Source organism: Sphingopyxis lindanitolerans, assembly GCF_002993885.1.
In the GTDB taxonomy this organism is placed as follows: domain Bacteria; phylum Pseudomonadota; class Alphaproteobacteria; order Sphingomonadales; family Sphingomonadaceae; genus Sphingopyxis; species Sphingopyxis lindanitolerans.
The window spans coordinates 1,578,279-1,599,977 of record NZ_CM009578.1; the positions used below are offsets into that span (position 1 = coordinate 1,578,279).

The 21,699-nt window shown below is 64.7% G+C and carries 22 protein-coding genes; 11 read left to right on the plus strand and 11 right to left on the minus strand.

What is annotated here, in order from left to right:
• The first annotated feature begins 14 nt into the window (after positions 1-14).
• A complete protein-coding gene (locus CVO77_RS07610) occupies positions 15-251 on the plus strand; it encodes a hypothetical protein (RefSeq protein ID WP_105998602.1) in 237 nt (78 codons plus the stop codon).
• A complete protein-coding gene (locus CVO77_RS07615; protein WP_105998603.1) occupies positions 248-937 on the plus strand; it encodes an ATP12 family chaperone protein in 690 nt (229 codons plus the stop codon). The genes CVO77_RS07610 and CVO77_RS07615 overlap by 4 nt, the downstream gene beginning before the upstream one ends.
• Positions 938-1,066: 129 nt before the next feature.
• On the opposite strand, the gene CVO77_RS07620 is transcribed toward CVO77_RS07615, so the two are convergent.
• From CVO77_RS07620 to CVO77_RS21595, 4 genes are all read right to left on the minus strand, one after another.
• Positions 1,067-1,870 (minus strand): crotonase/enoyl-CoA hydratase family protein, encoded by an 804-nt coding sequence (locus CVO77_RS07620; protein WP_105998604.1) that lies wholly within the window; start codon positions 1,868-1,870, stop codon positions 1,067-1,069.
• On the minus strand, positions 1,867-2,484 hold the full coding sequence (locus CVO77_RS07625; protein ID WP_105998605.1) for a 2-hydroxychromene-2-carboxylate isomerase: 618 nt from the start codon (positions 2,482-2,484) through the stop codon (positions 1,867-1,869). The genes CVO77_RS07620 and CVO77_RS07625 overlap by 4 nt, the downstream gene beginning before the upstream one ends.
• Before the next feature lie 3 nt (positions 2,485-2,487).
• Positions 2,488-4,032: an acyl-CoA synthetase gene (locus CVO77_RS07630; RefSeq protein ID WP_105998606.1), complete on the minus strand. Its 1,545-nt coding sequence runs from the start codon at positions 4,030-4,032 to the stop codon at positions 2,488-2,490.
• 306 nt (positions 4,033-4,338) lie between these two features.
• The gene (locus CVO77_RS21595) at positions 4,339-5,046 is read right to left on the minus strand and encodes a response regulator transcription factor (protein ID WP_242446136.1); all 708 of its coding nucleotides are present in this window, start codon (positions 5,044-5,046) and stop codon (positions 4,339-4,341) included.
• Between the two features lie 64 nt (positions 5,047-5,110).
• On the opposite strand from CVO77_RS21595, the gene CVO77_RS07640 reads away from it, so the two are divergent.
• Complete coding sequence (locus tag CVO77_RS07640) at positions 5,111-6,655, plus strand: class I adenylate-forming enzyme family protein (RefSeq protein ID WP_105998607.1); 1,545 nt, start codon at positions 5,111-5,113, stop codon at positions 6,653-6,655.
• Positions 6,656-6,881: 226 nt separating this feature from the next.
• On the opposite strand, the gene CVO77_RS07645 is transcribed toward CVO77_RS07640, so the two are convergent.
• The 6 genes from CVO77_RS07645 to crtY form a co-directional block, all read right to left on the minus strand.
• Positions 6,882-7,403, minus strand: a complete 522-nt coding sequence (locus CVO77_RS07645) for an AAA family ATPase (protein ID WP_106000718.1) — start codon at positions 7,401-7,403, stop codon at positions 6,882-6,884.
• The gene (gene pnuC, locus CVO77_RS07650) at positions 7,400-7,966 is read right to left on the minus strand and encodes a nicotinamide riboside transporter PnuC (protein ID WP_105998608.1); all 567 of its coding nucleotides are present in this window, start codon (positions 7,964-7,966) and stop codon (positions 7,400-7,402) included. Before pnuC ends, CVO77_RS07645 begins: the two co-directional genes overlap by 4 nt.
• Positions 7,963-8,922 (minus strand): phytoene/squalene synthase family protein, encoded by a 960-nt coding sequence (locus CVO77_RS07655; protein ID WP_105998609.1) that lies wholly within the window; start codon positions 8,920-8,922, stop codon positions 7,963-7,965. The genes pnuC and CVO77_RS07655 overlap by 4 nt, the downstream gene beginning before the upstream one ends.
• Positions 8,922-9,503, minus strand: coding sequence for an LOG family protein (locus CVO77_RS07660; protein WP_105998610.1), 582 nt, complete (start codon positions 9,501-9,503; stop codon positions 8,922-8,924). Before CVO77_RS07660 ends, CVO77_RS07655 begins: the two co-directional genes overlap by 1 nt.
• Positions 9,504-9,602: 99 nt before the next feature.
• A complete protein-coding gene (locus CVO77_RS07670; RefSeq protein ID WP_105998611.1) occupies positions 9,603-11,078 on the minus strand; it encodes a phytoene desaturase in 1,476 nt (491 codons plus the stop codon).
• A complete protein-coding gene (gene crtY / locus CVO77_RS07675; protein WP_105998612.1) occupies positions 11,075-12,232 on the minus strand; it encodes a lycopene beta-cyclase CrtY in 1,158 nt (385 codons plus the stop codon). The genes CVO77_RS07670 and crtY overlap by 4 nt, the downstream gene beginning before the upstream one ends.
• A 46-nt stretch (positions 12,233-12,278) precedes the next feature.
• On the opposite strand from crtY, the gene CVO77_RS07680 reads away from it, so the two are divergent.
• The 8 genes from CVO77_RS07680 (at position 12,279) to CVO77_RS07715 (ending at position 20,412) form a co-directional block, all read left to right on the plus strand.
• Positions 12,279-12,815, plus strand: a complete 537-nt coding sequence (locus CVO77_RS07680) for a GNAT family N-acetyltransferase (RefSeq protein WP_105998613.1) — start codon at positions 12,279-12,281, stop codon at positions 12,813-12,815.
• A complete protein-coding gene (locus tag CVO77_RS07685; protein WP_105998614.1) occupies positions 12,812-13,576 on the plus strand; it encodes a sterol desaturase family protein in 765 nt (254 codons plus the stop codon). The genes CVO77_RS07680 and CVO77_RS07685 overlap by 4 nt, the downstream gene beginning before the upstream one ends.
• Positions 13,518-13,931, plus strand: coding sequence for a DUF2141 domain-containing protein (locus tag CVO77_RS07690; RefSeq protein WP_338061539.1), 414 nt, complete (start codon positions 13,518-13,520; stop codon positions 13,929-13,931). The genes CVO77_RS07685 and CVO77_RS07690 overlap by 59 nt, the downstream gene beginning before the upstream one ends.
• Before the next feature lie 519 nt (positions 13,932-14,450).
• Entirely contained in the window at positions 14,451-16,142 is a 1,692-nt protein-coding gene (gene lnt, locus CVO77_RS07695; protein ID WP_105998616.1) for an apolipoprotein N-acyltransferase, read from the plus strand.
• 54 nt (positions 16,143-16,196) lie between these two features.
• Complete coding sequence (gene metK / locus CVO77_RS07700) at positions 16,197-17,423, plus strand: methionine adenosyltransferase (RefSeq protein ID WP_105998617.1); 1,227 nt, start codon at positions 16,197-16,199, stop codon at positions 17,421-17,423.
• Between the two features lie 54 nt (positions 17,424-17,477).
• On the plus strand, positions 17,478-18,209 hold the full coding sequence (gene trmB / locus CVO77_RS07705; protein WP_105998618.1) for a tRNA (guanine(46)-N(7))-methyltransferase TrmB: 732 nt from the start codon (positions 17,478-17,480) through the stop codon (positions 18,207-18,209).
• Positions 18,210-18,254: 45 nt separating this feature from the next.
• Entirely contained in the window at positions 18,255-19,568 is a 1,314-nt protein-coding gene (locus CVO77_RS07710) for a tyrosine-type recombinase/integrase (protein WP_242446137.1), read from the plus strand.
• Positions 19,569-19,758: 190 nt separating this feature from the next.
• Positions 19,759-20,412, plus strand: a complete 654-nt coding sequence (locus CVO77_RS07715) for a GntR family transcriptional regulator (protein ID WP_146130834.1) — start codon at positions 19,759-19,761, stop codon at positions 20,410-20,412.
• A gap of 74 nt (positions 20,413-20,486) precedes the next feature.
• Here the strand turns inward: CVO77_RS07715 and CVO77_RS07720 are convergent, their stop codons facing one another.
• Positions 20,487-21,692, minus strand: a complete 1,206-nt coding sequence (locus CVO77_RS07720) for a CaiB/BaiF CoA transferase family protein (protein ID WP_105998620.1) — start codon at positions 21,690-21,692, stop codon at positions 20,487-20,489.
• Positions 21,693-21,699: the final 7 nt, after the last annotated feature.

A 21,699-nucleotide genomic window follows, 5' to 3' on the forward strand; every position in this document is an offset into this window, starting at 1 on the left:
GAGAGAGAAAACGCATGAAGCAGACCAATGATTCTTTGGCCCGAAGACGCTTCTTCGCGCTGTCCGCGATGCGGCTGATGGGCGTGGTCTTCATTTTCGCGGGCTTCGTCCTGATCCGCGGCGCCTGGACGGTCGTGGGACCGCCGGCCGACCGCTGGATCGGCGTCGCGGTGGTACTGGCAGGTGTCTTCGATTTCGCGGTCATGCCGCGCATCCTCGCGCGCCGCTGGCGCTCGCCCCCGAACCCGTGAAGCGCTTCTGGAAACGGGCCGACGCCGTTCGGCAGCACGGCGGCTGGGGCATCGCGCTCGACGCGCGGGCGGTGAATACCCCCAAGCGAGCGCCCCTGGTCGTCGAAAGCGAAGCGCTGGCCGAGGCCATCGCCGCCGAATGGGAGGCGCAGGGCGAGGATATCGCCCCCGCGTCGATGCCGCTGACCGGCATCGCCAACGCCGCGATCGATCTCGCGAACCCCGACCCAGCCGCCTTCGCCGAGCCGATCGCGGCCTATGCGGCGAGCGACCTCCTCTGCTACCGCGACGACCGCGACCCGGCGTTACAGGCCGAACAGGCCGCTGCGTGGAACCCGCTGCTGGCCTGGGCAGAGGCGCGCCATGGCGTCGAATTCGCGATCACCCAGGGAGTGCTGCCGATCGACCAGCCGCCGCCTACGATCGCGATACTGCGAACGGCCCTTTTGGCGCACGATCCCTTCCGCCTCGCCGCGCTCACGCCGCTCGTCACCATCGGCGGCTCGCTCGTCGCCGGGCTGGCGCTGGCCGAGGAAGCCTTTGCCGCCGACCAGCTCTGGGACGCGGTCAGCCTCGACGAACGCTATCAGGAACGCCGCTGGGGTGCCGACAGCGAAGCGCAAAAGGCGCGCGCGCGGCGTGAAGCCGACTGGCACCATGCAGCGCGGTTTTTGCGTTTGCTTTGAAATACGGGGAAAGCGCGGTGTGTCCCCGCGAAGGCGGGGCCCATCTCCTGCCGGTTCAAAATAGCACCGACCGGTGATTGGCTCCCTTCTTCGCGGGAGCGCGCAGCTTTTACTTTCATATCATCACGCTCAGTCGGCGAAATTGGGCTTTCGTTTCTCCATATGCGCCATCACCGCCTCCATCTGGTTGGGCGCGCGGATGATCTTCACCTGTTCGTCGCTTTCAGCCTGAAGAATCTCGGCGTCGCTCGCATCGGTGAGCATGTTGCAGAGCCGCTTGGCGCCGCGGATCGCGTGCGGATTCTTGTTCGCGATCACTGCGGCCAATTCCATCGCCTTCGCAAGCGGATCGTCCGACACATGGGTCGCGAAGCCGAGCAGTTTCGCCTCCGACCCCGTAAATTCGCGGTTGGTATAGATCATCTCGCGCAGCACATCGTCGGCGACCTGCGTGCGCCACAGCGCCATGCCTGCGACATCGGGGACGAGGCCCCAGCGCATCTCCATGATCGCAAGGCGCGTGTCGGGATGGACGATGCGGATGTCGGCACCGGCCATGATCTGACTGCCCGCGCCGAAAGCGACACCGTGCACCGCGGCGATCACCGGCACCGGCAGCTCGCGCCAGCCCCAGGCGGCATATTGCGCGTTGTTCGCGATACCCTTGGTGCGGTCCGACAGCGTTCCGCCGGCGCTGCTCGTGCCCGGATCGCGCTCGGCGCTGAGACTCGACAGGTCGAGCCCGGCGCAAAAGGCGCGGCCCTCGCCCGACAGCACGACGACGCGCAGGCCCGGTTTCGCCTTCAGTTCGTCGATCGCCTCGGCCAGCGCCGACCACATCGCGGTATCGAGCGCGTTCATCTTGTCGGCGCGGATCAGCCGGACGTCGGCGATGCCGTCCGCCAGCATGGTGATCGAGATACGGTCCTTCATTCTGACATCCTTTTGAGCGCCGCTTCGACGAGCGGTAGCTGGTCGTTGCCGAAATACATGTCGGCGGTGTCGACGAAAATCGTCGGCGACCCATAACCGCCGCGCGCGATCACCTCTTCGGTATTCGCGCGCAGCCGCGCCTTTACCGCGTCGTCCGCCGCCGCGGCGCGGATCGCCGCGCCGTCGAGCCCGGCGGCGTTCGCCACCGCTTCGAGGACCTCGGGATCGTCGAGATTCTCCTGCCGGTCGAAATAGCTCGCGAACGCCGCGCCGGCAAAGCGGACGAGCCCGTCCTGATCCTCCTCGATCGCGCAGCAGAAACGCATGGCATGGATGCTCTTCGCCGGGTGCCACTGCGACGGGAAATTCATCGGCACCCCTGCGAGCCGCGCCCAATCCTTCAGCACCTTCCAGCCATGCTCCATCCGCCGGTTGCCTACCTGCTCGCGCGCGGCATAGACGGCGGGATTCACCGCGTTGAACACCCCGCCGACGAGGATCGGGCGCCAGGTCGCGCTGGCCCCCGTGCGTTCGAGCACGCCGGGCAGGTTGTGAAAGGCCAGGCAGGTCCACGGACTCGACAGATCGAAGAAGAATTCGACGCGCGCGGCCATGCGTCAGACCCCTGCCCCGGTTTCGGCTTTCGCCTTCTCCCAATAGCGGTCGCGCAGCAGTCGCTTGTAGAGCTTCCCGGTGTCGTGGCGCGGCAGGGCGTCCAGGAAATCGATCCGGCGCGGAACTTTCACGCCCGACAATTTCTCGCGCGCATAGCGCATCAGTTCATCACGGAAAGCATCGGTCGCGTCGGCCATGTCGACGGGCTGGATCACCGCGATCACTTCCTCGCCCATCTCCTCGTGCGGGCCGCCGACGACCGCGACGTCGGCGACCTTCGGGTGGGTGACGAGATGATTCTCGATCTCCTGCGGATAGATGTTCACCCCGCCCGAAATGATCATGAAGCTCTTGCGGTCGGTCAGGTAGAGGAAGCCCTCTTCATCGACTTTGCCCACATCGCCAAGGGTGGACCAGCCTTTGCTATTGCGGCTGGAGGCCGTCTTTTCCGGATCATCGTGATATTCAAAGACACTTTCGCTTTCGAAGAAAACCGCACCCTCTTCGCCGACCGGCACTTCGGTCTCATTATCCTCGCCGACGATATGGACGAGGCCGTTCAGCGCCCGACCCACCGTGCCCTTGTGCGCCAGCCAGTCCTGGCTGCTCGCGAAGGTCATGCCATTGCCTTCGGACCCCGCATAATATTCGAGCAGCACCGGCCCCCACCAGTCGATCATCGCCTGCTTCACCGGCACCGGACACGGCGCCGCGGCGTGGATCGCGCTCTTCATCGAGGTCACGTCATATTGCGCGCGAATCGCGTCGGGAAGCTTGAGCATCCGCACGAAATGCGTCGGCACGAATTGCGCGGCATTGCAGCGATAATGCTGGATCGCGGCGAGCGCGCCCTCGGGGTCGAATTTCTTCATCAGCACGACGGTGCCGCCGACGCGGTGAACCGTCATCGACCAGCGCAGCGGCGCAGCGTGATAAAGCGGCGCGGGCGACAGGTAGATGCTGTCGGCGCTGAGTCCGAACGCCGCCGCCGCAAGCAGGACGAGGCTGTTCGGCGCATCGATCGCCGGTTCTTCGGGCAGCGGAACCTTCACGCCCTTCGGTCGACCGGTCGTTCCCGACGAATAGAGCATGTCGACCCCGGCACGCTCGTCGGCGACACGCTCGGCCGGCATCGTTGCCAGCTCATTCTCGATCTTCGGCCAGCCCGCAATATCGCCGCCCATCGAATAGCGTTCGATCCGCGTCGTGAGCTGCTGCGCCGCCGCTGCGAGGCTGGCCGAGGCGATGAGCAACTTCGCCCCCGAATTTTCGAGGATATAGTCGGTCTCGTCCTGGGTCAGCCGTGACGAGATGCAGACATAGCGCAGCCCCGCACGCTGCGCGCCCCACGTCAGCCCGTAATAATAAGGCGTATTGTCGAGCATGAAGGCGACGACATCCTCATGACCGAGCCCGTGCGCGCGAAACAGCTGCGCGGCGCGGTTCGAGGCCGCGTCGAGTTCGGCGTAGCTGATCGTCTCGCCCGTTTCGGCGACGACGACCGCGGCTTTGTCGGGGGTGGTGCTGGCATGGACTGAGGGGTGCATCGGGCGATCTCTCCAAGGGCTCGTTGGTATCTTTATGACCCAGACCCGTAGCAAACAGAAACTTTCGGTCAAGCAAGCCGGAGCCGCCGCCGCCGCGTGCGGTCAAGATGCGTCAAATCATGGCGCAAGATTGGTGCGCTCCTATCCCAACTTCGTCATTCCCGCGAAAGCGGGGACCCAGGTGCGCCATCAGGATAGAGCGCTGCCGCGCTAATTCTTCGCTTCGCTGGGTTCCCGCTTTCGCGGGAATGACGAAGGCAGGGAGAAGCGGCGCAGCCTCGGGATTAGTGTCGTTAGTCCTTCCCACTAATCCGGGCGCGACCGCAGCGCATAGCCGAGCCCTTTCACCGTTCGCAGCATCGGCCACGCAAAGTCCCGGTCCACCTTGGCGCGAAGCCGCGACATATGCACCTCGACCCGGTTGGTTCCGGGGTCGAAATCGATCCGCCAGACCGCTTTCAACAGCGCCGAGCGCGACAGCGGGCGGTCGGGCACACGCGCGAGGTTGGCGAGCAGGTCGAATTCGCGCAGCGGCAGACGAATCAGTCGACCGGCGCGCTCGACGCGCCGGTCGATCAGGTCGATCCTGAGCTCGCCCTCGCCGAGTTGACCCGCGGCGAGCCTGCTGCGGCGGATGAGGCTGCCGATGCGCGCGAGCAGTTCGGGCAGATTATGCGTCCAGCCGATCGCATCGTCGGCGCCGCCGGTCAGCGCGATCATCCGGTCGTCCAGCGAATCGCGGTCCGACAGGATAAGGAGCGGCCGGCGCCCCGCGATGCTGCGCGCGAGCCGGACGAACTCGAACGGCTCCTGCCAGCCGAGAAAGGGATTGATCACCAGAAGGTCGAAGCAGCAATCGAGCCAGGGCCGAAGCCCGCCGACCGGCGCGGGCAGGATATGCGCAGCATGGCCCGCCGCCATTACACAAGCGCACAAGGCCCGGTCCCGCAGCGGATGATAGACGGCGACCAGCGGCACCCTGTCCTCCTCCGCCGCCGCGCCGATCACCTTCATTCGCGTTCCCCCGATCCGCCACGCCCGGCATTGCGCCGCGCCTCCGCTGTGCTACCCCTTGGTCATGACCAGTGCCACCTTGCTCGAAGCCGCCTTCGCGACCCTGCCCGACCTTGTCCGCGCTTATGCGGCGGAACGTCCCGACGCCATAGCCGCTGCCGACCCGGTCCGGCGGCTGAGCTGGTCCGAACTGGACGCAACGATCGACCGAATCGCGGCGCGGTTGCAGGCCGACGGCTTCGCCAAGGGCGACCGCACCGCGATCGCCGGACTGAACAGCGTCGAGCAGATGGCGGTGATCCTCGGCACGCTCCGCGCCGGCGGGGTCGCGGGACTCATCACCAACAGCGCGACGGGTGAGCAGATGGCAGCGATGATCGCCGATACCGGTGCGCGCCACCTGTTCCTCGACAGCGCGGCAGCCGCGAGCCTCGAAGGACAAAGTGTCGCCGCGAGCGACCGCATCGCGATGGACGGCAGCGGCGTGGGCGTGGCGCTGGCGGACTGGATGGCGCCCACGGGCACGGCGCCCGAGCCGGTCGCGATCGATCCGCTCGACGGATTCAACATCATCTATTCGTCGGGCACCACCGGCACGCCGAAAGGCATCGTCCACAGCCATGCGATGCGCTGGCAGCATATCCAGCGCGGCGCCCCCGCCTATGGGCCGCGGGCGGTGACGATCCTGTCGACCCCCCTCTATTCGAACACGACGATGGCAAGCTTCATGCCGACCGTCGGATCGGGCGGGCAGGTCGTGCTGATGAAGAAATTCGACGCGCGCGGGTTCCTGGAGCTCGCCGCGCGCGAGCGCGCGACCAACACGATGCTGGTGCCGGTGCAATATCGGCGGATCATGATGCTCGATGATTTCGATGCGTTCGACCTTTCGAGCTTCGTGATGAAATATTGCACCTCGGCGCCCTTCCCCGCCGCGCTGAAAGCCGATGTGCTGAAGCGCTGGCCCGGCGGGCTCGTCGAAATCTATGGCATGACCGAAGGCGGCGCGACCTTCATCCTCGAGGCGCACCAATTCCCCGACAAGCTCCACACCGTCGGCAGGCCCGCGCCGGGGCACGTCGCCATGGTGATCGACGAAGAGGGCAAGGTGCTGCCGCAAGGGGCGGTCGGCGAAATCGTCGGCCGCTCACCGGCGATGATGACCGGCTACAACAACCGCCCCGATGCGACCAAGGCGATGCACTGGCACGATGCCGAGGGTCATCTCTTCTATCGCCACGGCGACATCGGTCGCATTGACGAGGACGGCTTCCTGACCCTGATGGACCGCGCCAAGGACATGATCATCTCGGGCGGTTTCAACATCTTTCCGAGCGATCTCGAGGCGATATTGACCGCCGACGATCGCGTTGTCGAAGCCACCGTCGTCGGCATGCCGAGCGAGGAATGGGGCGAGACGCCGGTGGCGTTCGTGGTGCTGAAAGAGGCGGCGGATGCGGAAAGCGTTCGCGCCGACTGCAACGCCAAGGTCGGCAAGACCCAGCGACTGAGCGGCATCACCGTCGTCGACGAACTCCCGCGCAGCGCGATCGGCAAGGTGCTGAAGCGCGAATTGCGCGATGCTTATGTGGACCGGCCGACGGGCTGATATTTTTTCGCGCGGAAGCGCAGAGACCGCAGAGATTTCGGTTCACGCGGAGGCGCGGAGAAATTGTGTATGCCGCGAAGCGGCCTTTTCAGTTCCGCGGCGGGGAACGCCATGCCGTGAACGAAAAGGGGCCTGTCGGCCCAGATCATTCTCTCCGCGTCTCCGCGTCTCCGCGTGAAATCCTTCTTTCTCTCTCTGCGATCTTTGCGCCTCTGCGCGAATCCTCTCAGGAACCCAGCCCCGCCGCCTTCACCGCCGCCAGCGCATTCTCCAACCGCGCGTCGCCGTCGCCTTCGACCCAGGCCCACGGCAGCTTCCGCCGGTCGAGTTCGCCGATCGCGACATCCATGAACTGGCGCCTTGCCGAATCGCTACCGAACAGGCGGGTGCCGTCTTCCCGCCACGGCAGGTCCATCGCGGGGACGAGGTAAAGGTCGGCGGTGTCCGCCCACCGGTCGATCTCGGGCAGGCGCCGCCCCAGCAGCATGGTCGCCCAGGCCTGCGTCATCAGCGGGTCGGTGTCCGAAACCAGCCATTCGGGCTTTTGCGCTAACGCCGTCTCGGTCGCCGCGAGATGGCCGTGGAAGATCGCGAGCAACGCGGCCTCGTCGAACTCGGTGCCGTTCGCCTCGGCATAGGTGCGGCCATATTCGGGGACGACGCGCGCGCCAAGGCGGGAGGCGAGCCGCGGCGCGAGGGTCGACTTGCCGGTGCTTTCAGCGCCGTGGAGGCAGATACGGCGCGTCATGCCGCCGCGCCAGCCGCAGCGGTGCGACGCCACTGGACGAGGCCGTCGATCGACAGGCCGAGCAACACGACATAGACGGCGCTCGTCGCATAAAGCCCGCGCCATGCAAACAGCGGCACCGCGATCAGGTCGACGAGGATCCAGAGGAACCAGCTTTCGACCCGCCGCCGCGCGAGCAGCCATTGTGCGGTGATGCTGATCATCGCGATCGCTCCGTCGATCCACGGCGCCGCGGCGTCGGTATAGCGGTGCATCGCCATGCTCCATACGGCCCATGCGGCGACGGTGACGCCGCCCCAGACCCAGCGCGCGCGGTCGCTCATCCAGCCGACGGGGATACCGCTCTCCTCGCGCGCCCGAACCCAGGCGACGAGCCCATAGAGGTTGAGCACGAAGAAAAAGCCCTGGAGCAGCATGTCGCTATACAGCTTCGCCTCATAGAAGACGAAAGCGTAGAGCGTCACCGCGACGAGCGCGAAGGGATAGTTCCAGACGCTGCGCAGCGCGACGAGCGCGACATTGACCAGTACCAGCACCGCCGCCAGTCCTTCGAGCTGGCTCATTCGCCGCCCCCTACCCGCGGCCGCGTCCACAGGCCGTCGCGGCTGATCCGGCGCTGCGGCGGGCGGCGCAGCACCGACCAGCCGGCGCGCACGACCCAGCCGAGCTTGGCGAAAAGCGAGGTCGCGGCGCGGTGGTCCCAGGCATGGTCGCCGCGTGCCCTTACCTCGCGCGCGATGTCGCCATAAATGCCCGCCGCGGCAAGCACCGCCCAGCGGCTGCGCGGCGGCAGCTTGCGCGCGCCCCAGCGCGCCGACGCTTCATATTCCTCCGCCATCTCCGACAGCCATTTCGCCATTACCGCGAGGCGCGGGCGAAAGGCGGGGTGCATGTGCTGCCCCGGCGGAATGTCGAGTTCGACCATCCATTCGATCGGCAAATAGCAGCGGTCGGCGGCGGCATCCTCGGCAATGTCGCGCGCGATATTGGCGAGCTGAAAGGAAATGCCGAGGTCACAGGCGCGGTCGAGCGTCGTTTCGTCGTTCGGATCGATCCCCATGACGAGCGCCATCGCGACCCCGACCGCGCCCGCGACGTGATAGCCATAGCGCAGCAGATCCGCCTCGCTGCGCGGCCGCCAGTCTTCGGCGTCGAGATCGAAGCCCGCGATGATGTCGTCGATGATCGCGCGCGGGATCGTCACTTCGGTGAGCAGATAGCCGAGCCCGTCGAAAGCGGGATCGCCGGTCGGCTGCCCCGCATAAGCGGCGTCGGTGCGCGCACGGATTCTTTCGACCGCCGCCTTCGCGTCATTGCCGGGGGTCATGTCGCCGCCATGATCCTGCCCGTCGACCAGATCGTCGGCGGCGCGGCACCAGGCGTAGAGCAGCCAGACGCGCTCGCGCGTCAGGCGGTCGAAAAGCTGGCTGGCGAACGCGAAGCTTTTCGATCCGCGCATGATGCTGTCATGCGCGAAGCCGTGGAGGGCCTGTGCGTCATAGCCCCCCGCGTCGGGCATTACAGATCGTCGGCCTTCATCGCGAAGATCGGCTCGTGCGGCTGATAGGCCGCCATCTTGTCGAGTAATTCGTCGATGCCGGCATCGACGATCATGATCCCGGCGTGCGCGGGGCGGATGAAGCCGACCTCGATCATACGGCGGTTGAAGGCGATCAGATCATTGTAGAAGCCCGCCGCGTTGAGCAGGCCCACCGGCTTCGCATGATAACCAAGCTGCGCCCAGCTGATCGCCTCCCACAATTCGTCCATCGTGCCGACACCGCCGGGAATGGTCAGGAAGCCGTCGGAAAGATCGGTGAACATCGTCTTGCGCTCGTGCATGCCCGACACGACGTGGAGTTCGGTGCAGCCGCGATGCGCGACTTCGGTCCCGACGAGCGCGTCGGGGATCACCCCGATCACCTCGCCGCCCGCGTCCAGGGCGCTGTCGGCAACCGCGCCCATCAGCCCGAGCCGCCCGCCGCCATAGACGACGCCGATGCCGCGTGTGGCGAGTGTGCGCCCGACATGGCGCGCGGTCTCAATATAGATTGGATCTTGGGGGGTCGCGGACCCGCAGTAGACGGCAAGGCGTTTCATAACTCTTCCCTTACCCGTTCGCATCGAGCGAAGTCGAGACACCCATCAGTCTGGCACCAAGCCCGATAGGCATCGCGACCTCGCTCGATGCGAACGGAACTATATATTCAGCATCAACGCGGCGGTTGCCTTGGCGCTGCCAACGACCCCCGGAATCCCCGCCCCCGGATGCGTTCCCGCGCCGACGAAGTAAAGGTTCGAAATCGCATCATCACGGTTATGCGCGCGAAACCAGGCGCTCTGCCAAAGCACGGGCTCAAGGCTGAACGCACTGCCCAGATGCGCCGACAGATCGCGACCGAAGTCGACGGGGGTATAGTGGAAGCGGGTGACGAGATTGGCGCCGAGCCTCGGCAGGATGCGCCGCTCGACCTCGTTCAGGATCGCATCGGCGAAGCGATTGCCGAATGCGCCGTCCCAGTCGGTCTTGGTCTTTCCAAGATGCGCCACCGGCGCGAGCGCGTAAAAGGTCGCGTGGCCCGGCGGCGCCATGCCGGGGTCGGTGATGCTGGGATGATGGAGGTAGAGCGAGAAATCATCGGGCACGACGCCGCCGTAAATGTCGCCGAGCAACCCCTTATAACGCGGCCCGAACAAGATGCTGTGGTGCGCGATGCCCGGATAGTCCCCCTTCACCCCGAAATGGACGACGAACAGCGACGGCGACCAGCGTTTGCGGGCCAGGCTGCGCGCGCGTCTCTTCCCGCGCGGATGCGCGCCGAGCAGGTCGCGATAGCTGTGCATCAGGTCGCCGTTGCACGCCACCATGTCGGCCTCGCCGCGCCAGCCGCTTCGCGCCCGGACGCCGGTCGCGCGGTCGCCCGTGGTTTCGATCGCCATCACCGGATCGCCGAGGCGCAGCGCCCCGCCGAGCCGTTCGAACAATCGCACCATGCCGCCGACCAGCGCGTTCGTCCCGCCGCGCGCCCACCAGACGCCGCCCTGCTTCTCGATCGTGTGGATCAGCGCATAGATCGCGCTCGTCGTCATCGGATTGCCGCCGACAAGCAAGCTGTGGAACGACAGCGCCTGCCGCAGCCGCTCGTCCTTCACATAGGAGGACACCACCGAATAGACGCTGCGCCACGCCTGATATTGCATCAACGCCGGGGCGGCGCGGATCATCGACGCGAAATCGAGGAAAGCGACCGAACCCAGCTTCACATAGCCCTGTTCGTAGACTCCCCTCGAATAATCGAGAAAGCGGCCGTACCCCTCGACATCCGCCGGATTGAGCTTCGCGATTTCGGCGCGCAGCGCGGCCTCGTCGTTCGAATAGTCGAAGCGCGACCCGTCGCGCCAGTCGAGCCGGTAGAAGGGCGTCACCGGGACGAGATCGACGTCGCGCGCCATATCCTGCCCGCTCAGCGCCCACAATTCTTCGAGACAGGGCGGATCGGTAATCACCGTCGGCCCCGCGTCGAAAGTGAAGCCGTCCTTCACCCAGTGATAGGCCCTCCCGCCGGGCTTGTCGCGCGCCTCGACCAGTGTCGTCGCAACCCCCGCCGACTGGAGCCGGATCGCGAGCGCCAGCCCGCCGAACCCCGCGCCGATGACGATCGCGCGGCGGCTCATCGCCAGTCGAACCGTGCGAGCGCGGCGAGCGCTCTGCCGATCGGCACCGGCGGTTTGCCCGACAATATGCGCAGCTTGTCCCTCGCCGTCGACGCGCCGGCATAGAAACGCGCGATCAGGCCGGGGGAGAGACGGTAGAAGCGTTCAAAGATGCGATAGCGTTCTTCGGGCGCGGCAGCGCGGAACAGCATCGCGTCGAGCATGCGATAGAAGCGCTGGCGCCGCCACGCCCTGGCCGCCCCCTTTCGCAGCGCGGCACCCAAATCGGGCCGATCGACCATCCATGGCAGCGCAGCCGCGGTGCAAACGGCATCGGGCAAGGAATAGCCCGTCGTCGCGTGAAAGAGCCCCGCGCGGACACCGATGCGCGCGACGCCATCCTCCTCGGGCCAGACCGCATCGAAATCGCCCGCCATGACCACGGGCAGCCAACCCGTTTCTTCGCGTTCGACTTCGGTGACGTTCCAGCCCTGCGCCGCGGCATAGGCCGCGATCCGCTCGCGCACCGCCGCGACGTCGAGCGCGGCATCGTCGCTGTAATAAGTGTCCTCGACGAAGACTGTCTCCGCGTCGAACGGCAGGCAATAGACGAAGCGGTAGCCGCCGATCTGCTCGACCGTCGCATCCATCACGACCGGCCGCGCGAGGCCGTGGCCGCCCTCGATCCGTAGTGCCTGCCCGACGAATTTCTGCCAGCCGCACTCGATGCCGGTGAGGTCGCCGACCCCGCGCGCATCGATGACGTGGCGCGCGACCAGCCGGGTGCCGTCGTCGAAGCCGACCGATCCCGGCGCGAGCAGGATTGCCGATTTGGCGATCAGCCGACCGGCGGGAAGCACCGCGGCGACCGCCTCGGCGACCGCTTCGCCGGTGATGCTGTTATAGGCCATCGGCACGCCGCGCCAATAGGCGGGAAACGCGACGTCATAGCCGTCCCAGCGGTGGCCGATCAGCGGCTCGACCAGCCAGCGGTCATCGGCATCGATATCGGCATCGAAAAAGGACCAGATATGGTTGCCACCGACCGCGCCCGGCTCGATCAGCCGAACGTCGAGGTCCAGCCGCCGCCGCGCCAGCGCCAGCATGGCGAGACCGCCCGCAAGCCCGCCGCCGACGATGGCGATGTCGCAGGAGTCACTATCGGGCGCAGCCATGCAGCAGACCTAGCGACCAAGGCGCGCAGCGGCTATCGCTTTCGGCATGCACGCCGCTGTCCCCTTCATCGAATCCGCGACACCTGACGATGCGAGGCCGATCGCTGTCATCTACGCCCATCATGTCGCGCACGGCACTGCGACCTATGACATCGAGGCGCGCAGCGTGCTCGCCACCGCGGGATTGATCTCGGAGCATCGGGCGAAGGGCTGGCCATTCCTCGTCGCGCGCGGCGCGGACGGCTCGCTCGCAGGCTATGCCTATGCCAGCCAGTTCCGGCCGCGCGCCGCCTATGCCTGGGCGTGCGAGGACAGCATCTATATCGATCCCACCTGGCAGGGTCGCGGCATCGGCCGCGCACTGCTCGAAGCATTGCTGGTCGCCGCCGAGGCGGCAGGCTTTCGCACGATGGTCGCGGTGATCGGCGGCGCCGAGCCCGCGTCGATCGCGCTCCACGCGCGCTACGGCTTTGCCCATGCCGGGCGCCTCGACGCGACGGGGTGGAAGCATGGCCGCTGGCTCGACACCGTCTATATGCAGCGCGCGCTCGGCGCGGGCGCAGCCAGTCCGCCCGCCGAATGAGCGCGGCGGCGGCCATCGCGCTGGCGGCGCTCGCGATGACGGCGATCGTCGGGGGTCGCTATCTCATCAGCAGCGGTGCCTTCGCCTTCGCGACGCGGGTCCGGCATCCCGGCCTCTATCGCGGGCTCGAAGGGCAGATGCGGCGCGAGATCGGCTGGAGCCTCGCGAGCGCCGCCATCTATGGCGTGCCCGCGGGCGTCGTCGCCTGGGGATGGCAGGCACGCGGCTGGACGCGCATCTATACCGACCTTCATGCCTTTCCGCTCTGGTATCTGCCGGTCAGTCTCTTCGCCTATCTGCTGATCCACGATATGTGGTTCTATTGGACGCATCGGCTGATGCACCGGCCGTGGCTGTTCCGCATCGCCCACGCGGTTCATCACCAAAGTCGGCCGCCGACGGCGTGGGCGGCGATGAGCTTTCACCCCGTCGAGGCGATCAGCGGCGCGATCGTCATTCCGGCGCTGGTCTTTCTGATCCCGATCCATGTCGCGGCGTTGGGGCTGGTGCTCGCCATCATGACGGTGATGGGCGTCGGCAATCATATGGGGTGGGAGATGTTCCCGCGCGCGCTGGTCCATGGACCGGCGGGGCGATGGCTGATAACCGCGACGCATCACGAGGCGCATCATGCCGCCTATCGGGGGAATTATGGCCTCTATTTCCGCTTCTGGGACAAGGCGTGCGGCACCGATATCGGGCTTGGTTCTTTTGCCGCTGCTGGTCGCCGCGAGCGCGCCGACGCCCACTCCGACGGTTGAGGTCAGCATCACCGGGCTGCGCAACATGAAGGGGCAGATCCTCGTCTGCCTGACCGCCAATCCCAAGGCCTTTCCCGACTGCAGCAAGGACAAGGGGTCGGTCCGCATGGCGGTGAAGGCCGCCGACACGGGCGATTTCCTGATCCACGCCCCCGCCGCCGGCACCTATGCGATCGCGGTCGTCCATGACGAGAACGGCAACAACAAGATGGACCTCGCGATCTTCCTGCCGAGGGAAGGCTTCGGCTTTTCGCGCAATCCGGCGATCCGCATGGGGCCGCCGAAGTTCCAGGCGGCGAGCTTCGTGGTCGCGGGCGAGGTGCGGCAGACGATCCGGATGAAATATATGCTGTAGAAGGCGGTGTCCGGGGTGGCTTCGGGGTGGCAATCGCCCTGCTTTCTGTCGTCATCGCGGCTTGGATTCGGGGGCTGGTCGGCGCGAGGACCGCCTGGTCATTTCCAAAGTTCAGGAAAGTTCAGCCTCTTGCACCCCCGATCCGGGCTTTGAGGCGTGCTGAACGCGCCCGGCACGGCTCGCCGTGGTCCGCACCCGCAAGCTGGACGGCCATCGCCTTTATCCACCAAATGAAAGAGCAAGATAAGGCTGGCACAGCCGGATAATGTAGGAAAGGCCTATTTGAAGCCGATGCCTGCTTTGGGGTGGGAGCGGACATTTCCCGCCCTTCGTCATCCCGGGCTTGACCCGGGATCCCGCTTTTCGGCGCGCCGGCAGCTTTCTCCCCCGCAGCGGAACCCCGGATCAAGTCGGGGGTGACGAGGAAGAGTAGGACGGCTCTTGGACCAATCGGACATCAAGCCCCCAAATGCGCAAGCATCATTGTCGCGGCACCGCGGCGCGGCTAAAGCAGCGCGCGTGACCGCGATATCCCACCGCATCATCGCTTTCGCCGATCGCTGGCCGAAGCTCCTGGCCCTGTTGCTCGGCGCCGTGTCGGCGACCGGTTTCGCGCCGCTGAACCTCTGGCCGCTGACTCTGCTCGCCTTCGCTGGCTGGATGGCGCTCGTCGCGCGCGGCCCCAGGGGCTGGCGCGCGCTCGGCGTGGGCTGGGCGTTCGGGGTCGGGCATTTCACCATCGGGCTGAACTGGATCGCGACCGCCTTTACCTATCAGGCGGCGATGCCGGCGTGGCTGGGGTGGGTCGCGGTGGTGCTGCTGTCGCTCTATCTTGCGGTCTATCCGGCGCTGGCGGCGTGGGGCGCGTGGCTGTTGTCCGGCCGTGTCGCCCCCGCGAAGAGTGCCGGGAGTCACGTGCCTCCCGACACGGCCGCTGGAGACATGACGCCAACGCCCCCCCCCTTCGCGGGGGCGACGTTCTCCTTCATCCTCTCCTTCGCCGCGCTGTGGACGCTGACCGAATGGCTGCGAAGCTGGGTGTTTACCGGCTTTGCGTGGAATCCGCTCGCCGCGATCCTGTCATCCACGATGATTCCGAATCTCGCTCTGCCAACCATTGGCACCTACGGATTGTCTGCAATCATCGTTATTCTGGCGGCCTGGACAGGCTTCACGCTTCTGTGGTTGGCAAACCGGAAAAACTGGCATCAACCCAAATCCGGGACCTGGGTCGGACTGAGCTTCCTTGTGATTTTCGTGCTGCCTTTGATGGCCGTTTTTCTATTTCCGTCACTCATTCCGGCCAATCCAACCGAAAATGACGGCACCCCCATCACCGTCGTCCAGCCCAATGTCGGCCAGCAGGACAAATGGGAAGGAGACAAGGCCGACGCCAATTTCGCCAAGCTCGCGCGGCTGACCGCACCAAAGTCCGACACCCCGCGCCTGATCCTGTGGCCCGAGGCGGCGATCCCCGATTATCTCGAGACCGGCTATCCGTCGGTCTATTACGACCGCTCGCCCGCCGAAGCGCGCGGGCGGCTGACCAGCCTGATGAACGCGGGCGACGTCATGCTGCTCGGCGCGCTGAAGCTCGAACTCGCCCGCGACGGCAGCGTCGTCGGCGCGCGCAACGCGGTGATGACGGTCCACGCCGACGGCACGCTCGGCCCGCGCTACGACAAGGCGCATCTTGTCCCTTATGGCGAATATCTGCCGATGCGGCCGTTGCTCTCGGCGATCGGCCTGTCGCGCCTGGCCCCCGGCGACATTGATTTCTGGCCCGGCCCCGGCCCGCACACACTCGACCTAGGCCGCTTCGGCAAGGCCGGGCTGCAAATCTGTTATGAGATCATCTTTTCGGGGCAGGTCGTCGACCGCACCCATCGCCCCGATTTCATTTTCAACCCCTCGAACGATGCCTGGTTCGGGGGCTGGGGTCCGCCGCAGCATCTGGCGCAGGCGCGGCTGCGCGCGATCGAGGAAGGATTGCCCGTCATCCGCGCGACGCCAACCGGGATCAGCGCGGTGATCGATGCCGATGGCCGTGTTCTCGACTCGCTGCCGATGCACACGGCAGGCCGCATCGACACCTTCATTCCCAAGCCGCACGCCCCGACGCTGTTCGCGCGATATGGCAACGCTCTGCCTGTCGGATTTGCATTGCTGTTGCTCGCCGCCGCCATTGCCTTTCGGCGGCGTGGACGCTAACAGGCGCGCGACATAAAGCATCCTTTATATTCGACTCCACAAAAGGCTCCCCTCATGCGCAACAGCTTCCTCTTCACCTCCGAAAGCGTTTCCGAAGGTCATCCCGACAAGGTCGCCGACCAGATTTCGGATTCGATCGTCGACCTGTTTCTGTCGAAGGATGCGGAAGCCCGCGTCGCGTGCGAAACGTTGACCACAACGCAGCTCGTCGTGCTCGCGGGCGAAATCCGCTGCAAAGGCGTGTTCGAAGATGGCGAATGGGCGCCCGGCGCGCTCGCGGAGATCGAGGCGACGGTGCGCAATACCGTCAAGGACATCGGCTATGAACAGGCCGGTTTCCACTGGAACCAGTTCCGGTTCGAGAACAACCTCCACGGCCAGTCGGCGCATATCGCGCAGGGCGTCGACGAAAGCGCGGACAAGGACGAAGGCGCGGGCGACCAGGGCATCATGTTTGGCTATGCGTCGGACGAAACCCCCGACCTGATGCCCGCGACACTCGACTATAGCCACAAGATCCTCGAGCGTATGGCCGCCGACCGCAAGGCGGGAATCGCCCCCTTCCTCGAACCCGATGCCAAGAGCCAGGTCACGCTGCGCTACGCCAACGAACGCCCGGTCGAAGCGACCGCGATCGTCGTGTCGACCCAGCACGCGCCGGGCTATTTCTTCCACGGCGGCGAAGGCGACGAAGCGAAATATCAGGAGCTGCGCAAATATGTGCTCGGCGTGATCGCCGACGTGCTCCCCGCCGAGCTGCTCACCGCGAACACCGTCTATCATATCAACCCCACCGGCCGCTTCGAGATCGGCGGCCCCGACGGCGACGCCGGGGTGACCGGCCGCAAGATCATCGTCGACACCTATGGCGGTGCCAGCCCGCACGGCGGCGGCGCCTTCAGCGGCAAGGATCCGACCAAGGTCGACCGCTCGGCCGCCTATGTCACGCGCTACCTCGCCAAGAATATCGTCGCCGCCGGTCTCGCGCGCCGCTGCACGATCCAGCTGAGCTACGCGATCGGCGTCGCCGAGCCGCTGTCGATCTATATCGACCTGCACGGCACCGCCGCCGAGGGCGTGACCGAAGCCGCGCTCGAGCAGGCGATCCCGCAGCTCGTCCGCCTGACGCCAAAGGGCATCCGCACCCACCTCGGCCTCAACAAGCCGATCTACAAGCAGACCGCCGCTTATGGTCATTTCGGCCGTCAGGCGACCGGCGAGGCTTTCCCGTGGGAACGCACCGACCTCACCGACAGGCTGAAGGCGGCGATCGCCCGATAAAAGGAGCCGCGGGGGTGCTTGCCGCCCCCGCCGCGCCGCGCTAACGCGCGCGCCATGACGGCTTATAAATCGGGCGATCCAACCACTCTCAACCGCCTCTACGGCCGCGCCAAGGGCAAGCCCCTGCGCGCGGGTCAGCAGGATCTCGTCGATACTCTGTTGCCGCAGATCGCGGTGCCGACCGAGGGCGACGTGACGGCCGAACGGCTGTTCGGCCATGACCGGCCGCTGCATTTCGAAATCGGCTTCGGCGGCGGCGAACATATGGCGGGGCGCGCCGACATGCTGCCCGATCACGGCTTCATCGGCGCCGAACCCTTTCTCAACGGCGTCGCGCAAGCGCTCGTCCATGTCTCGGGCGACCCCCATCTTGCGGAAAAAGGACGCGCGCATCTGCCGCTCGCCAATATCCGTATCCATCATGGCGACGCGCTCGAAGTGCTGCGCCGCATAGCCGACGGCGCGCTGAGTTTCGCCTATTTGCTCCACCCCGATCCCTGGCCGAAGGCGCGCCACGCGAAACGGCGGATGATGAACGACGGCCCGATCGACCTGATCGCCGCCAAGCTGAAGCCCGGCGGCGAATTCCGCTTCGGCACCGACCACCCGGTCTATCTGGCCCATGCCCTGATGGTGATGCGCCGCCATCGCCATCAGTTCGAATGGCAGGCGCGGGACGCAAAGGATTTCCTCGTCCGCCCCGGCGGCTGGCCCGAAACCCGCTACGAAGCCAAAGCGCGCGCGCAGGGGCACGAGGTCTGGTATTTTCGCTGGAGGCGTATATAGGAGTGCTATAGGGTTGAAAAGGCTAGTTTTTTATAGCCACTCCCTATGCTATCTTTTCCCCAATTACGCGGCAATTTCCGCCACGGTGATTGCCGGGTGATTGCTGGAAACGCCGTATTGGGAGACCAATTTATGGCAAGCGGAAAGATCACAAAACGGTCGGTCGATGCTCTCATTTCGAGCGGGCAACATGACATTCTTTGGGATGATAGCATAAAGGGTTTTGGCGCAAAGCGAACCAAAGCTGGCGCCGTGTCTTACGTGTTGCAATTCCGAATGGGCGGTCGCGAATCTAAGACGCGTCGCTACACGATAGGCAGCCATGGCTCGCCATGGACGCCAGCCACCGCCAGAGCCGAAGCGGAGCGACTGGCTATTCTGATCGCCCAAGGGACCGATCCAGGCGAAGCAGAGCGGCAACGACGGCGAGAGTCGGTCGATCTAGCCTTCGATAATTACTCTGATCGCTTCGCTGATGCCTGCGTTGGAGAAGGCTGGAGGCGCCTCGTCAAGCGCAGCCTCGAGCTGCATGTAAAGCCTGTCTTGGGATCAAAGCCCCTTCCCAATCTTACGCGAATCGACATCGTTGCCGTCTTCGACCGCATGCCGCGCGCGCAGATCGCAAATATCCGCAACGTCTTCGCTGTTTTGCGCCGCCTTTTGCGCTGGGCCGTCAGCCGGGGAGATATCGATCGGAGTCCGATGGAAGGCATGGAAACCCCGCCCCCGGTCAAACCTCGCGATCGCTGGCTTTCAGACGAGGAGCTTGGCCGCATCTGGATGACGGCGCCAAACACGCATTCCTGTTTCGGACCCATCATCCGCCTTCTGATCGTCACCGGTCAGCGACGAGAGGAGGTTTCGTCGCTGCGTTGGGAGGAACTCAACCGTAAAGATCTCCTATGGACCCTGCCCGGCGAACGGGCAAAGAATGGCGAGCCCAACCGAATTCCGCTCAACGAACTTGCAGTTGCGATCCTCGACGAGGTTGCCGGGTCGACTATCTGGCCGCGTAGCGGCAGGATGTTCACGACCTCCAGGGGCGGAAGGTTCACCGGATATAGCAAAGGCAAGATCAAGCTCGACCTGCTTATGTCGCAAGACGGCCGCGAACCGTTACCGGACTGGCGACTGCATGACTTGAGACGAACTCTTGCAACCGGGTTTCAACGGCTAGGCGTTCGATTTGAAGTGACCGAAGCTGTGCTCAACCACGTCGGAGGTTCCCGCGCGGGCGTCGCCGGTATCTACCAGCGCCACGACTGGAAGGACGAGAAGCGCGAAGCAATGAAGAGTTGGAACGATCATCTGGCAACGATCATTCGTTTGGCGAATATGGCGCCTGATCGCGCATGGTAAGCGCTTATAAAGAGACTTGCTGTCCACGATCGATTGCGCCGAACAAAATATGCAGAGTGAATCTGTCGATTTCCGTTGCGAACAGCTCTTGCAGCCGGATCCGTTCGCCAACGACTGACTCTTGCGTTCTTGCTGATCAAGGGGGATATTCGCGGCGTGCGTAGCAGCGCCAAAGTTGGAGACAATTCGAGTGAACAAGAAGGATGAAATTTACGATCTTCTCGTTAGCCGAATGGTTGGCGCGCAATATAATTTTGGCCAGCGGGTGTCGGTCAAGGATCTTGTGAGCGATACCGGAGCGAGCCGCCAGCCGATCATGGCCGCGCTCAACCGTTTGAGTTCGGAAGGATTTGTTCGCATAATTCCGCAGGTCGGTTGCGAGGTGATAAATCCAAGCTATTACGAGATCGCAGATTTCTATATCATGTTTGAAAGGCTCGAGGGACTGCTGACGGAACTGGCGGCAGCGCGTCGGACCGATTCGCAAACGCGCGATTTGCGCGCGCTGCAAGCACGTATTCTCACGATCGACTTTGACGAGCCGCGCAGCGCGGTAATTTATTGCGAACTCAACCGTGCCTTCCATCAGCTCATCCACGATATGGCTCAGTCGCCCTTTGTCGACGCGCGGCAGAACAGCAATTTTGACATGTCTGATTTCTTCATCAACCAAGCCGGTGGTTTCAATCATTTCATGGCCGATACCGCACGTGAACATGATGAAATCATTGAGGCGATCGCTTCCAAATCCCCTGCCCGCGCGCGCGGGCTGGCAGAATCACACATCGGCGCGGTCGCCTCGTCGGTGTTGGCGGGCCTGCGAAAACATCGCGCCGCCGCCTAACTAATAGTCACGAGAGCATGGTGAGGAAGGGCATGATCGGAGGCTCCATCGTCGCTCGGTGCGGTCGATGAGGATCACCCTATTACTCCTCTTGTCTTTAGCCCCGCTACTTCTAAGTCGCCCAGTCCGAGCTCTCTCCGCAGAACGGAGTCAGTATTCTCGCCCAAGAGCGGTGGTGGTGTGGAGGCAACCGCGCGCTCGCCATCGACTTTGATGGGGCTGGCTATGCCTGGAAGATCACCCAATTCCTTGTGGTTGAGCGAAATCTTCATTCCACGGTGCAGAACATGAGCGTCCTTAAAGACGTCCGAAATTTCATTGATCGGACCAGCCGGGACATCGGCGGCGTCGAGCCGTTCTATCCATGAAGCTGCGCCCGCGCCTACAAAGATCGGCGCCAACTCATCTTCCAGCGCCTGTTTGTTTCCGGCCCGCGAACCATTGGTGCCAAAGCGTGGGTCGTCAGCAAGGTCACTCCGCCCAATTGCGTCGCACAGCCGACGAAACTGAGAGTCGTTTCCGATTGCGAGATTGATCCCGCGGTCGGCTGTCGGGAAAGACTGGTATGGCACGATGTTGGGGTGAGCGTTGCCATAACGGGGCGGATTCTCCCCCGTGGCGAAAAAGTTGAAGGCTTGATTTGCAAGGGTGGCAACGGTGACATCGAGCAACGACACGTCGAGATGAGCGCCCTCGCCGGTATTTCCCCGCCGGACAAGAGCTGCCAGGATTGCGATCGCCGAGTAGAGACCCGTCATGATGTCAGACAGGGCAACGCCCGTCTTCATCGGGCCACTTTCCTGCGAACCCGTGACGCTCATTAATCCGCCCATGCCCTGCGCGATAAAATCATAACCGGGCCGGCCGCTATAGGGGCCGTCTTGGCCAAAGCCCGTCACGGAACAATAGACCAGGGCCGGGTTGGCCTCTCGCAGCCTCGCAGCGTCGAGCCCGTAGCGCTTGAGCGTCCCGACCTTGAAATTCTCAACGACAACGTCGCAACCGGCCGCCAAATCTCGAATAATCTGCTGTCCCTCGGCGTCGGTGAAATCGACGGCAATCGCTTCCTTTCCCCGATTTGCGCACAGATAATAGGCAGACGTTGCCTCTCCGCCGGCATAAAGCCAAGGCGGCCCCCAACGACGCGTGTCGTCCCCTTCGAGCGGGCGTTCGACCTTGATAACTGTGGCGCCCAAATCGGCCATGAGCTGCGTTGCCCAAGGTCCAGCAAGGACCCGACTGAGGTCAAGAATCAGAATTCCTTCTAACATTCGGGTCATGGTGCCC